Origin of the sequence: Oceanobacillus piezotolerans (genome assembly GCF_003665065.1) — a bacterium.
In the GTDB taxonomy this organism is placed as follows: Bacteria; Bacillota; Bacilli; order Bacillales; family Amphibacillaceae; genus Oceanobacillus; species Oceanobacillus piezotolerans.
In genome coordinates this window covers 124,387-136,954 of sequence record NZ_RCHR01000001.1, presented here as the reverse complement: position 1 = coordinate 136,954, position 12,568 = coordinate 124,387, and the positions used below count along the sequence as shown (strand labels likewise).

The window sequence follows — 12,568 nt, the reverse complement described above, 5'->3', positions numbered from 1 at the left end:
AATATCTCTGAAATGCTTACCTAACTTACCTCACGCCCTATAAACCCTGATGTGCCAGCATCATCGTCTAGGTTACCTATGATACCTAAGGTTACCTAGCTTACCTAATGGAACAAAATAGGTAATTTAGGTATGACTAGGTAATGAAGATAACCTACCTGTAAATGATGATATGACAGGGTTGATTGCCATTTAGGTAAGTTAGGTAACGGTTTTCGGGTTTATATTTAAAACTCTTCTGCCTTCTCGAAAACTATCCCGTATGAAATTCCGATTCTGAAGTTCCAATAGAATTGGATTTAGGTTGTTGCTTTTTCCAATTCTGTTTTTAACTGCCTGGTACAACTCTTGATGGCTCATATATCCAGTATCTTCATTTTTGGATTTTCGTTTATCTATAATATCCTTGATACGCTTTAAGACATATTTTGCATTTTCATCATCTTCACTCACACCCATCACACCGTATGCTTTTTTGGCATGTTCGATAAAATATTCTTTTAAGTCCATAGCAGCACGAACAGATTTCACACCAATTTTTTTTGGAATAGATTCCATCCCATTTGGTGCATGTTCGGCAATATGGAAAAGACCCGCCAATCTTATTAAATTACCATCTAATTTACCAATCCAGGACTTGAAACTTTCCGAAAGGTCATCATCCTTATATAGTTCTTCTGTCGTGTATCGGTTGTATAGAAATAGTTGACCTGCTTCTTCTTCCAATGTCAGAACTTCATTTTTAGATTCAAACCGGAGCATCTTCTCAACAACTGATTCAAACGTATTTTTTATTTCTTCAGGAATGGTTTCCGGTTCCATATTTCGATTGCCAGCCATTTTTCTTGGAAATGAGAATAAAAACCTTGCTGTAAGTCCTCTGTTTTGAAATTCCTTACCAATGCCTTTAATTACAGATGGCTGAACAAACAATCCTACTGTCATACACGGATTTTCAAGAAGGATTGGATCGCCACCTTTGCGGTCAATTGAAGTTGATTCCCCGGTATAACCTTTTAAATACAAGTCCATGTTGGGTTGTCCATTGGCTGAATACCTTCCGGCTATCATATCAAAAACTTCTTTACCTTCTGCTGACAAGACAGCTATTTTTTCATTGTTTTTATGCATCAGGGAAGCTAACGCTTCTGGTGTTGCATCGGAAGTAACCAACCGAGGATTTGTTATAATTACCGTATTACTAATTTCCTTTTCAATGGCATGAATGTCTTTTAATACTGCATCTTCTTTCTTTTTACCGTATTTACTATATTGTTCATTCAATCGTTTTTCTTGTGCTTTAAGCCATGTTCTTTGCTCTGTGATGGTGTCTTGAAGTTCTTCTGACCTATTACGTTCATAGTTAAATAATGGTTTAACTATTTTGTCATGGGATGGACTTTTTCTCTCTGATGAAGCCATCGCCACTGCGGAAAAAATGGTTAGTACTTCTGTCCAATCGTTATTCGGTTTGATTACAAACTTACGGGATAGTATACTTGATAGTAATGATATACAAGCCATTGCAGGAGCATCTTGGGCTACTTGTACCGATTCAGAAACTGCTTCTACATAATCCCTTAACCAGTCGGGGAAAATACTTATATTAAACTCTGGCAACTTTTCTTCATCAAATCCTATTGGCTCATCCCAATATGGTGATGTATCCTTTTTACCTTCCTCTAAATCATCTTTACCAGAAGTATGTATCTTCTGTTGTTCATTAAATAATATATTTAACTGTTCTTCACTTAGATGAGGTTCGAGTGCCATTGTTTAACTATCCTTTCTGCAACTAGGTATGTTTCGACTTGTATAACTTCTCCGTATTGCCCTAACATACAATCTAGTAAATGTTCATAATAAGGTATCACGTCATACACCCGGTACAATTCATGCGCCATGATAACCTCATCCATGTTATTTGCTTTACTCATGGATCTTTTGAAGCTATGCATCATATCGGATAACAATATATAAACAGCATTGAATTTCTGTTGGTGCATTTGAATAAATTCACGTTGTTTTGCTCGTTCTTCCATTTCACGCTGTTGCTCTTGATTGATTTTTCCATTTTGTATAAGACCCAGATAACTGGCATATCTATAAATAATTTTCCCTTTTGATATGTCCTTAAGTAATGCTAGCATTGTGATAGCATTACCTTTTTTACCGCACCCAAAGCAATTAAATACTTGTTTTTGTGGATTTATCGAAAAGGATGGGGTACTGTCCTCATGGAATGGACACTTTGCAAAATAACTTTTGCCTTTTCTTTTAAATTGCAATCCTTCTTTTACTGCTTCTTCCAGAATATCTATTCTTTTTAATATTTCCATAGCAAAATAGTTAAAATCCATGTTATATTTAGTCATAATCTATATTGTTTCGCCATCCTTTCTGCTTGTATTGTGTTGGTGTTACAATCAATCTTTCTGAATCGCTATCGCCAGTAGCGATTTTTTATTTGCTTTCATGATGTTTTATAAATGTTTGCGCCTGACCCACGCTTTTTTTATTCCCATTCGTCTAAAATATTTAGATAAGCTTCCATCGTTTGCTCATATAACCAATAGCGTTTGGAGCGGTCTTTCTTACGTTCATATTGTTTTATTCTTGGATCCTGCAAGATAACATTTTCCAGTGTGCTTTTACTCATTCCAGTTAGTTCAGAAAACTTATTTATATCTATTGTCCAATAAACCTGGTGTAACTGCTCGTCCATTTTTTTGTTAATATAATCTCTCAATTGCTTTTCATCTAAATCCACTCGAACATCCGCTAGTGTCATTTTAGTCATTTTTACATCCCCCTATTTAATCCAATACTCCAATGACTACTATTAGATAGAAGTAGTCAAAAGCTTTATTACTCATTGGCTTAATTCCATTCTTTTTTAGCTGCTTCAATAGCATTAAAAATGGATTTCTTTTTTTCTTCTGGCATTTCTTTTTTCATCCAATTGAGTAGTGTGTTCTCGTGAATATTTAAATGCTCCGCTAATATCCAGAATGGTATATTTCCTTTGGCTTCTCGAATATCGTCATTTCTTTTAAACATCTTTTCACCTCCTCTGAACAAATCACTACATAAAAATTAAAAATAATATTGTTTTTATGTGTTGGTGGTGTTATTGTAAATATATACCATAATAAATATTTTGTAAACACACAAAATTTATTATAAATTTAACTTTTATGTAGTTTTATTATAAAGAATCCATAATAGAAGCAATAAAAAACCTATGAATAATAGCTTTAATCTAAAAAGAAGGTGTATAAACGACATGAAAAATAATTTTTTTAATGAATTATTAATTGAAGGGGAATTTTCGGTATATAATGATTATCAATTTGAAGTAGATGAGTCATTCTTATTTAATGAAGACAAGCCATTAAAGGAAATGACTGGGCAAGAATTAACTAATAAGAAAATAAAGGAAGAATTACAACTACATAAACCCTTTTTTGAATCACCTATTGAAGGATACAAATATCTTGTTGCTAGTAATAAAGAGAACGCAAAGCAATATAAACTATCTGCTTATGGTCATGTTTTTTATACTGAACTTGCCAAATTGGATATAACGGATCAAAAAAAAGTGCTGAACTTTGTTAAAACTTGGGGATTACCAACCCAAATCAAAACTAATAATACTTCACGAAAAAAAGGAACCGATATCGAAATAGACATGATGTCCTTACACGATTTCCGTACAAAGTTTGGATTTTTTGATGCTTACTTTGATTCGATAAGAAAACTTCATAATGTTGAAACGAAAATTATAGGGAATGTAAAGAAAACATCTTATGAAGAATTTTCTCAGCATTTTATTGATAGTGCTGATTTGATTTACCATTATAAGCCAAGTTATAAGGAAGGCGAACCTGTGGCACTAGCTTTTTTTGAGGATATGTTCGAATATGCCTATCTTTTTTTGAATTTAGCTATATTTAAAAAGGCTGAATTTAGGAAGTGTGAAAACTGCGACAATCTATTTGAAGTAACACATCAAAGGCAAAAATTTTGTCCTGTTACTCCGGGAAGAAAACGCTCTAGTTGTGAAATGGCATATAACAATAGATTAAAAAAGCTTAAAAAGAAAGGGGATTAATAACATGGCTAGAAGTAGCCAAATTATAGAAGAAAAGAAAAATAATATACAGAAATTGAAACCATTTTATAAATAATAACTACCTATTTCTAGTTGCGTCTGACCCACGTTTAGAAGGGATAGTTAAAAATGAAATTGCAAAAATCTAAGAAAGATAATGAGGTTTTCTATTACCACAATAGTAAAAAAGAAAAACTTTGGTGTTACCGTCATCGTTATTATGATACTTGGGGTAAGCGTAGGGAAAAATCCAAACAAGGGTTTAAAACAGAAAGACAAGCCATAAGAGCGTTAATAGAAGTAAAGGCAAATATACTTGATGGAAATTCTAAACAAGTAGAGTATTCCAATTTAACCATTTCTGATTGGCTTGATCTATGGTATGAAACACATAAGAATGACTGGAAAGTATCCACTCAAATACAAAGAGAAAACGCTATTAAGCATCAAATGAAGCCGCTGCTTGGTAAATACAAACTAGCCACACTGGACAAAACAACTTATAAACGTGTTTATATTAATGAGTTGTTAAAAAAGTATAAGCCTAGCACTGTTCAATTGTTCCACCGTTTATTTAAAGTTGCGATCAACGCTGCTGTGGATGATGAAATTATACCTCGCAACCGTTTTAATAAAATAACGATTGAACAGGAAGAACAAAAAGATAACTTCCTTACTGCATCTGAATTAAATCAATTACTTAAAACTGCGAAAAAGGAAGAAAACATAACGAATTATTCTATTTTACTTGTATTGGCTTATACTGGATTACGTAAAGGAGAAGCGTTAGGTTTAACATGGCAAGAGGTGGATTTGGAACGTAAAACGATAACTGTCAATCGTACTAGGGATAACAAAGGGACTAGAGAGCCAAAAACAAAGAATAGTTACCGAACCATTCTTATAGATGATGTGGTTATTAACCATTTGGAGAAATATAAAACATGGTGCAAAAAGACCTTATTTGAGTTCGGGAAAAAACTTAATGAACAAACATACGTATTCATCTCCTATCAGACCGGAGAAGCAATAACGGATAATTCTGTATTATATGGATTACGTAGAGTAATAAAAAAAGCTGGTATTAAAAAAATTACACTCCATGGTTTAAGACATACTCATGCAACATTATTAATTAGCCAGCGTATTCCAGTAAAAGTTATAGCTGATCGTTTAGGGAATACCCCACAGATGATATTTGACATTTACGGTCATTCATTTAAGGAATTAGAAGAAGAATCAGTCGCTGCTTTTAATGCTATTTTAAAGCAAGTTGGGGGAACTTCTGGGGAAGAATAATAAAATATAAGCTATAAACGTTGATATATTAGGGTTTATTAATACTAATGAGTTCTACTCTCGTTAATCGAAAGATAGAATATAGTATAAAAAACCCTAGAAACGTTGTATTAACATTTCTAGGGTTTTTTTATTGTGTTACTTTTAAACCATCCTTTTGGGAAGGCATTCGAAAACATATTTCTTCTCCCACCCCCCGATATCTCTCCTCTTCTTGCTCTTCTTCTTTATTTCATATAGACGGTCTTCCTTCACATTTCTAGTTTGCATCTTATTATCTCTCGGTGTTTAAAATACATTAATAATTGTCGTCTTTTGAAAAAGCCAACATATAAAATCTAGTTTTATTATTATAAGAATATATTTTTATTGATTCTCTAAAACCACCAAAAATGAACTAGAAAAAAATATTTTAAAAGTAGACAGTCCTACTTTCTCTAATAAATGATTATTTTTTCCTAGGCAGTTGTATTTGCTTCTAACCCTTATCTAACTAATTTTATTGCTTTCTACCGATATTGGAAATTATAACCATATGTTAGTATTTTGGTAGTAGTAAAATATTGGAGGTTAAGAAAATTGAAAAGAAGATTACTGACGATGCTTGTCACAATGTTGTTCGCAGTACTACTAATTAGTGGATGTGGAAGTGAGACAGAAACACCAAAGGAAGAAGAAGTTGCAAATGCTGCAGAAAGTACGGATGCTGCAGCCGGACAAACAGAGGAACAAGATGAAGATGCAGCAGAGGAAGCATCTAACGAAGAAGAAAAAGAGGATACGGAAGAAAACACGGATGCTGCTAACGATACAGCCAATAGTTCAAGTGACTTTTCAGAATTAATAAGTTTTATGGAAGAAGAAACGGAAGGAACAACAAGTATTCTTTATGAAAACGATGAACCACAAGTACATACGACAGAAGCGGTTTCCGTTTCTCTCGATTCTTACAAATTAATAGAACTTAATGATTTTCATACAGACTATAGTATACCATTCAATGATGAAACGAATGGTGGTGTAATAATTGCTCAATATACAATCTCAAATGAAATGGATAAAGATGTATATTATATGCCTGCCTTCTATTTGTCATTTACTGGAGCTCAAAAAGCTTATAATAATTATAAAGATTTGCTCCCTGAGGACGACCAGATCCCAACAATGCTCAACCCATCAGATGGATATTTATTAGAAGCTGGTGAATCTATGACAGGATTCTATACATATCCATTTGGCGCCAAAGATTTAAAAACAGTTTTAGACGAATCAACAGCAGTCGTAGAGGTTCCTGCAGCACAAGCTGAAAAGGATGACTTTGGTTCGACTATTGGTAAAGACGGAAAGTTCACGTTAAGTTTAAGTGAACAAGGGGCTGAAAAGGTCGAAGCCAACCAGGCATTTTACCAAGATAAGGTAACAAGTTCTGACATGGGTGAAAAGAAAATGCTGGAGGAAAAAGACGGCACCAATGAAAGTGAAGAATTAGGTGACGTTACCGTAACATTGGATGGATACCAATTTACAGAGTTCACTCCTAATGAAGTGGAAGCACCGCGCTTTGTGAATTTTACGAATGGAATGGTGTTATTGACAGTGAAATTTAATCTTGATAATAAAGGATCCGAAGCAATCGGCTTGTCTTCCACATATTCCAAGCTAACAATGAATGACGGCACTCAGTATACGCTTAACGAAGGAATGCTGCTCGATTATAGCTATGATGATGTGATACCAGCGGGGGAATCCGGAGAATTCTTACAGCTGTACATTTTGGATCAGGAGCAATATGAGAAAATTTGGAAGGATAAGGCCTTCGAAGTGGAAGTTGGTCCAATGAAGAACGAAGAAGCAAAAGATATATCCAAAGGAAAAACAGCTATTTTCAATTTATAAGCCAGTTGCAGGGCAGGTTCCATATCCCTCTATTTTTATAAGTAAAAGAAGCAAGTGAAGTGAAAAACTTCGTACCACAATATTTAAGATTTGACGAAAACAAACTAGAAGCTTCATACACTGTTTACCCTAGCGTTCTGAACTTCCAGCAGAAATTAACCGTTGAGTTCTACTCTCATTAATTTATAGGCTTTATAAGGCTAACCCCTAGAAACCTTGTTATAACAAGTGTTCTAGGGGTTTCCATTAATAAAGGTTCTATATATGTATTCTCCCCTACTTAATTGGCTAACTTAGGGAGACTTTTAAAAAAGTAAAACATGGTCAGATGCAATTACTAATAAACTAGAAAAAATTCCACAGTGAATGATTAAGTACTTGGCTTCCGACCGTTTCTCCTCTCTTCTTTCTTGCCAATTTCAAATCAATCCCAAACTCTCCATCTACAGTACAATTAATTAAATCTACTAATTAAATCTACTAATTAATTCCCCTATTTATCAAGAACTCCATTCTTGTCTCTTACTAGAATGCTTTCTAGTACATATCATATATTATCTAAGAAAGGTGGTGAGCTTTAATGTATCAATACAGCAGTGGCGGCGGTTATGGCGGCAGTTATGGCGGCGGGGGCATGAATTTCGCCTTAATCGTAGTCCTATTTATCCTATTAATTATTATCGGTGTATCCTTCGTTCATACTGGATACTAATTTATTAATAGGAAGTCCTAATATTAGATAACCACCATAACCTACCATCATGTACCTCCTTTTTTAAATAGGGCTCCGGGACTTACAATTTTTCCGAGCCCTTATTCCTATACTTATCCCTCTTATAATTGCACGTCGCTGACTTGTTCTGAATTCAAAATAATCAGTACATCATGCCTTCTAAAAAGTAATCGACTACCTACCATTAATTTGCTAAGGAGCTGATCCCTTTAGCATTTCTTAATAATATTAAAACCCTAGAAAATCTGTTTAGTTTTCTTGGGTTTTATTTTGCTCAGTTATTTAGAATATTTTTCATTTAATTTGTCAAAAACTTTCTCGGCAGCTGTTTCCTTTTCCTGCTTTTCTTTTTCTTCCATCTCAAATTCCAGGCGATCCTTTTTAGATAGATTAAAGTATTCTTCTTTTTTTCTTTCCTTGATATCCATAATGAGGCCCCTTTCATATTTAAGGAAGAAGTTTTCCTTTTTAACCAAGCACAGCATTCACTGAGTGAACTGGTAAACTTCGTTACAGCCTTGCATTCAACTCTGAATCAACAAGATTTTTCCTTTTTATCCAAACAAAACCATCACCTTTTGTAATGACTGCGACATCAATTGGTGGACCAACTGATTCAGTAGCTCTTGTCACTTTGCGTTTAAAGGAGGTTAGATTAATTAGCGCCTCAGTCATTTTCGCTAGTTCCTCTATTGGTAAAGACCGAACAATTCCCAGTAAAGGTTTAATATAATTATTTTGTTTGTATTCATCGACTGCATCTTCAATAGATCTATACATCTCTATACCCAATTTTTTCAATTCTTGAACCTGTTTGTCTGTAAAGTTTATATTTAAATGTTTCTGTATTTGTTCAGGATATCGGCTCAACACTTGGTCCATAATTGTAAATATTGCATCCTCCATATTCGGTTCTACTCCCCCCATAAAGGAATGGACCATCTCTTTTTGAGCAAAAGCAGTAATGCAAGCAACTCCATCCTCTATATCCGGCGTATAACCAATTTTTCTCTCTATTAATTTTTTATACTTTAATTCTCCGAATACAAATCCTTCTAATCGATAATTTATTAAAACGGGAAAAATTTCCTTATCTCCGTATCCAGTGATTACCAAACCTGTGCTGCCGTTACTAAAACAGTCCTTTGTCACGCACTGAAAAGCGAGCTCATGCAAGCATTCCTCCGCTTCTTCAGGAAAATCATAAGGTATGAACTCCTCTTTTACTTCTGTTACAATATCGGCAAACTTTACTTTAAAAGATTGGTAATCTATTTCCAACAAAGAGTGATTTTCTTGCTTAAAATCTGCAATGCTGTTGTTAACTCTTTGTACAAGCCATTCTGTTACCTTTTCATTATTAACAACTTGTCCAGCATCTTTATTCTCTCCGATTATCTGTTCGACATCTCTTATAAGATTTTTAAAGTAATCACTAAAAACTCGGTAAACAATAATAGATTCAAGCTCCTCATTTTTAAATCGTTCATCCTTGCTAATAAAATCCATAAATTCTTTACCATAATCCGCTAAATCTGCAAATTTACGATTCCTTAAATGGTCCCGAAATGATTTGATAATTACTTCCCAGGGCACTTCCATAAAGGACGCAGCACCGTATACCATTATTCCTACTGGATGTTCTTTTGTAAGAGAGAATAATTTATTAGCCGAATGATATACTTTTTGAACACCATCTGCACCACTCGTTATAGCGCTGTCTGCAGCTAAAGATAAACCTTTTTTATTCATAATCACCACTTCTGCTGTCATTCTCCCACTCCTTTTTATCATATGTATTTCTGTTATATTTCTTTGAACAAAAGATACCCATTCAAGCAAAATGAAAGGGTATCTTCTACGGGGCAACAAACTGATAACCTAGTCTGTTTATAATTTATGGGACTCATTATGATATTTTCGTTCACTTTGGGAGTCGTCTTTGGTTTTCTCTTTTTTCTTCTCGTCCTCTTGTTCGATTTTCAAATCTTCTAATGGTATGTCATCTGCAAACTTTTGATTTTCCTGCTCGTCCAATGGAGTACGCTTTTCATCATATTTTTTTACATTATTCTCATATTCAGACTTATTTCGCTGCTCTTTCTTCACTTTTATCGCCTCCAAAATAAAGCTTTCTATACTTTATCCTTTATAAAGATTATCTAAACCACTAAATCTTTTTTATTCATTAGCTAACTGTGCCGATTTTCTTCAAGAAGGCTGATTCAACCTCTGTAGGCAATGAGTTTCTTAAAAAAAACCTTAGAGCAACTCTAAGGTTTCCTTCTATTCCAATGTATTCCCTTTAGCGGGGATAGGGTTTTGATCTAATAATTTAGCAAAATACATTGTATTATATGCTAGCATTTCGATATGCTGCTGTGTAAATTCATTCTCCAGTCCATTTGCATCAATTAAGGATGGTCCTGGTCCCGCTTCACCAACCCAATACGTATCGACATTTGGCGGAATGACGAATCCAATATGTGCTAAAGCATAAAGAATTGATGCAGCAGAACCTTTAGCCCCATCCTCATTCCCGGTTACGATCGCACCACCAACTTTATTATAGAAGATGGCTTGGCCTTTCTCATTGGTTTCGCTACTGCTCCCATACAGCCGTTCAATCGCAAGCTTAGCAATAGCGCTTTTTTCCCCTAACCATATAGGTGTACCGATAATAACAATATTAGCTTCTTTTACTTTTTCTAATATTTGCGGCCATTCATCGCCTTCTCCCATATCTCCACTTATCCCATATTTAATATTGTAATCCGCTAAACGAATGCTTTCGGTATTAAACCCTTCACGTTGATAAATAAGTGCAGCCTGATCAAACAATACTTGTGTATTTGAAGTTTCTTCACTACTTTTTAAGGATGTGTTTAAAAACAAGACATTTAAATTCCCCATACATATTCCTCCTTCTAATTATACTTAACTCTCCCCTTTTTTAACTTCAATAAAACATAAAAAGCACTAGCATTCACGCCAGTGCTTCATATAACTATTTAAAATTAACTAAGTAGTATTTCTTTTTCCCACGACGTATGATTGTAAAGGTATCTTCTATACGATCATTGGCGTCTACTTTGTAGTCAACTTCCTGCTGTCTCTCACCATTAATGTAGATGGCACCATTCTTAATGTCTTCCCTTGCTTGACGCTTCGATGGTGAGATTTTTGCATTAACCAGCAAGTTAACTAACCCAACCTCTTCTTTAATTGCCTCAAAGGTAGGTACATCTTTAAATCCTTGTTTAATTTCGCTGCCCGATAATTGCTTTAAATCCCCGCTAAATAGAGCATCTGAGATTTTCTGAGCTTGTACTAACGCTTCCTCACTGTGTACGAGCTTCGTCATCTCTTCCGCTAAACGCTTCTGCGCCACTCGATTCTCAGGACGGTTTTTCACTTCTTCTTCTAATTCAGCAATTTCCTCTTGAGACAAGAATGTAAAGTAGTTAATAAATTTAACCACATCACGGTCATCTGTATTAATCCAAAACTGGTAGAATTCATATGGAGTTGTTTTCTCGCCATCTAACCAGATCGCGTTTCCAGCAGATTTACCAAACTTGGTTCCGTCGGCTTTGGTTATAAGAGGTACAGTTAAACCGAATACTTTCACTTCTTCATCTTGATTTTCACGTGAACGACGAATTAACTCCATTCCTGCTGTAATATTTCCCCATTGGTCACTTCCGCCAATTTGCAGTGTTACATTTTCTTCTTGGTTTAGTTTTAAGAAATCAAGAGATTGCAATAACATATAACTAAACTCAGTAAAAGATATTCCATTTTCAATACGACTTGCTACAGAATCTTTTGCAAGCATGTAGTTAATGCTAAAATGCTTACCAGTGTCACGGAGAAATTCTATAATGGTTGTTTGCCCTAACCATTCTTTATTATTTCGAACAACAATTGGATTTTCTTCTCCTTCTTCTGAAACAATTTTACTAATCTGCTGTTTTATAGCTTCGCTGAATCCATCCACAACCTCTTCCGTGTTTAAAGATCTTTCTGTAGAACGGCCACTAGGATCTCCAATCATTCCAGTTCCGCCACCAACTAGTGCTATTGGTTTATGGCCGGCCTTTTGAAAGCGTTTCAGCATCATCAATGGCACTAGATGTCCGATATGTAAGCTGTCAGCAGTTGGATCAAATCCACAGTACAAGGAAACTTGACTGCTTTGTAATTGTTCACTTAAACCTTCCCTATCAGTAATTGCCTGGACTAAGCCACGATTTTCTAAATCCTGTAAAATTTCCACTTTTCCACTCTCCAATCATTTATTAAAATATAAAAACCCCGTCCTTCTAAAAAGAAGGGACGAGGTTTAAAGTCGCGGTACCACCCTTGTTGCATACGTATGCCACTTGGGATTGTTAACGATGTCTCCACCGTTTCTTCACATATATCTATGTAAAGAAAAAGCTCCAGATTGTAATTCGCCTGCAAATATATACTAGCTTTCACCACCGCTAGCTCTCTAGAATAGGGATTTACTAGGCTACTAA

The 12,568-nt window shown here is 34.8% G+C and carries 13 protein-coding genes and 1 other annotated feature (1 of these 14 cut by a window edge); of the genes, 4 read left to right on the top strand and 9 right to left on the bottom strand.

Annotated features, from left to right (window positions below; genetic code table 11):
- Positions 1-201: 201 nt before the first annotated feature.
- The 4 genes from D8M04_RS00680 to D8M04_RS00665 all read right to left on the bottom strand — a co-directional run bounded on the left by D8M04_RS00680 (position 202) and on the right by D8M04_RS00665 (position 3,060).
- Positions 202-1,773, bottom strand: a complete 1,572-nt coding sequence (locus D8M04_RS00680; protein WP_121520395.1) for a YfjI family protein — start codon at positions 1,771-1,773, stop codon at positions 202-204.
- Positions 1,752-2,360, bottom strand: a complete 609-nt coding sequence (locus D8M04_RS00675; RefSeq protein WP_158595067.1) for a CHC2 zinc finger domain-containing protein — start codon at positions 2,358-2,360, stop codon at positions 1,752-1,754. The genes D8M04_RS00680 and D8M04_RS00675 overlap by 22 nt, the downstream gene beginning before the upstream one ends.
- 155 nt (positions 2,361-2,515) lie before the next feature.
- A complete protein-coding gene (locus D8M04_RS00670; protein ID WP_246001082.1) occupies positions 2,516-2,800 on the bottom strand; it encodes a hypothetical protein in 285 nt (94 codons plus the stop codon).
- An 80-nt stretch (positions 2,801-2,880) separates the two neighbouring features.
- Complete coding sequence (locus D8M04_RS00665) at positions 2,881-3,060, bottom strand: hypothetical protein (RefSeq protein ID WP_121520391.1); 180 nt, start codon at positions 3,058-3,060, stop codon at positions 2,881-2,883.
- A 226-nt stretch (positions 3,061-3,286) separates the two neighbouring features.
- Here D8M04_RS00665 and D8M04_RS00660 point away from each other — a divergent pair, with 226 nt between their 5' ends.
- The 4 genes from D8M04_RS00660 to D8M04_RS00640 all read left to right on the top strand — a co-directional run bounded on the left by D8M04_RS00660 (position 3,287) and on the right by D8M04_RS00640 (position 8,021).
- A complete protein-coding gene (locus D8M04_RS00660; protein ID WP_121520389.1) occupies positions 3,287-4,114 on the top strand; it encodes a hypothetical protein in 828 nt (275 codons plus the stop codon).
- Between the two features lie 129 nt (positions 4,115-4,243).
- On the top strand, positions 4,244-5,413 hold the full coding sequence (locus D8M04_RS00655) for a tyrosine-type recombinase/integrase (protein ID WP_121520387.1): 1,170 nt from the start codon (positions 4,244-4,246) through the stop codon (positions 5,411-5,413).
- 579 nt (positions 5,414-5,992) lie between these two features.
- The gene (locus D8M04_RS00650) at positions 5,993-7,309 is read left to right on the top strand and encodes a DUF5068 domain-containing protein (RefSeq protein WP_121520385.1); all 1,317 of its coding nucleotides are present in this window, start codon (positions 5,993-5,995) and stop codon (positions 7,307-7,309) included.
- A gap of 580 nt (positions 7,310-7,889) precedes the next feature.
- Positions 7,890-8,021: a YjcZ family sporulation protein gene (locus D8M04_RS00640; RefSeq protein WP_121520383.1), complete on the top strand. Its 132-nt coding sequence runs from the start codon at positions 7,890-7,892 to the stop codon at positions 8,019-8,021.
- 299 nt (positions 8,022-8,320) lie between these two features.
- On the opposite strand, the gene D8M04_RS19950 is transcribed toward D8M04_RS00640, so the two are convergent.
- The 5 genes from D8M04_RS19950 to tyrS all read right to left on the bottom strand — a co-directional run bounded on the left by D8M04_RS19950 (position 8,321) and on the right by tyrS (position 12,321).
- Positions 8,321-8,470 (bottom strand): hypothetical protein, encoded by a 150-nt coding sequence (locus tag D8M04_RS19950; protein WP_158595066.1) that lies wholly within the window; start codon positions 8,468-8,470, stop codon positions 8,321-8,323.
- Between the two features lie 82 nt (positions 8,471-8,552).
- The gene (locus D8M04_RS00635) at positions 8,553-9,815 is read right to left on the bottom strand and encodes a hypothetical protein (protein ID WP_121520381.1); all 1,263 of its coding nucleotides are present in this window, start codon (positions 9,813-9,815) and stop codon (positions 8,553-8,555) included.
- Positions 9,816-9,932: 117 nt separating this feature from the next.
- A complete protein-coding gene (locus tag D8M04_RS00630; RefSeq protein ID WP_121520379.1) occupies positions 9,933-10,151 on the bottom strand; it encodes a hypothetical protein in 219 nt (72 codons plus the stop codon).
- Between the two features lie 177 nt (positions 10,152-10,328).
- A complete protein-coding gene (locus tag D8M04_RS00625) occupies positions 10,329-10,955 on the bottom strand; it encodes a flavodoxin family protein (RefSeq protein WP_121520377.1) in 627 nt (208 codons plus the stop codon).
- Positions 10,956-11,049: 94 nt separating this feature from the next.
- Positions 11,050-12,321: a tyrosine--tRNA ligase gene (gene tyrS / locus D8M04_RS00620; protein WP_121520375.1), complete on the bottom strand. Its 1,272-nt coding sequence runs from the start codon at positions 12,319-12,321 to the stop codon at positions 11,050-11,052.
- Between the two features lie 52 nt (positions 12,322-12,373).
- Positions 12,374-12,568 (bottom strand) — a binding site (T-box leader); it runs 19 nt beyond the window's last position.

Excerpts from the sequence above, each read along its gene's own strand:
- D8M04_RS00680 (WP_121520395.1), bottom strand. The coding sequence starts at position 1,773 with ATGGCACTCGAACCTCATCTAAGTGAAGAACAGTTAAATATATTATTT.
- D8M04_RS00675 (WP_158595067.1), bottom strand. The coding sequence starts at position 2,360 with ATGGATTTTAACTATTTTGCTATGGAAATATTAAAAAGAATAGATATT.
- D8M04_RS00670 (WP_246001082.1), bottom strand. The coding sequence starts at position 2,800 with ATGACTAAAATGACACTAGCGGATGTTCGAGTGGATTTAGATGAAAAG.
- D8M04_RS00665 (WP_121520391.1), bottom strand. The coding sequence starts at position 3,060 with ATGTTTAAAAGAAATGACGATATTCGAGAAGCCAAAGGAAATATACCA.
- D8M04_RS00660 (WP_121520389.1), top strand. The coding sequence starts at position 3,287 with ATGAAAAATAATTTTTTTAATGAATTATTAATTGAAGGGGAATTTTCG.
- D8M04_RS00655 (WP_121520387.1), top strand. The coding sequence starts at position 4,244 with ATGAAATTGCAAAAATCTAAGAAAGATAATGAGGTTTTCTATTACCAC.
- D8M04_RS00640 (WP_121520383.1), top strand. The coding sequence starts at position 7,890 with ATGTATCAATACAGCAGTGGCGGCGGTTATGGCGGCAGTTATGGCGGC.
- D8M04_RS19950 (WP_158595066.1), bottom strand. The coding sequence starts at position 8,470 with ATGGATATCAAGGAAAGAAAAAAAGAAGAATACTTTAATCTATCTAAA.
- D8M04_RS00635 (WP_121520381.1), bottom strand. The coding sequence starts at position 9,815 with ATGACAGCAGAAGTGGTGATTATGAATAAAAAAGGTTTATCTTTAGCT.
- D8M04_RS00625 (WP_121520377.1), bottom strand. The coding sequence starts at position 10,955 with ATGGGGAATTTAAATGTCTTGTTTTTAAACACATCCTTAAAAAGTAGT.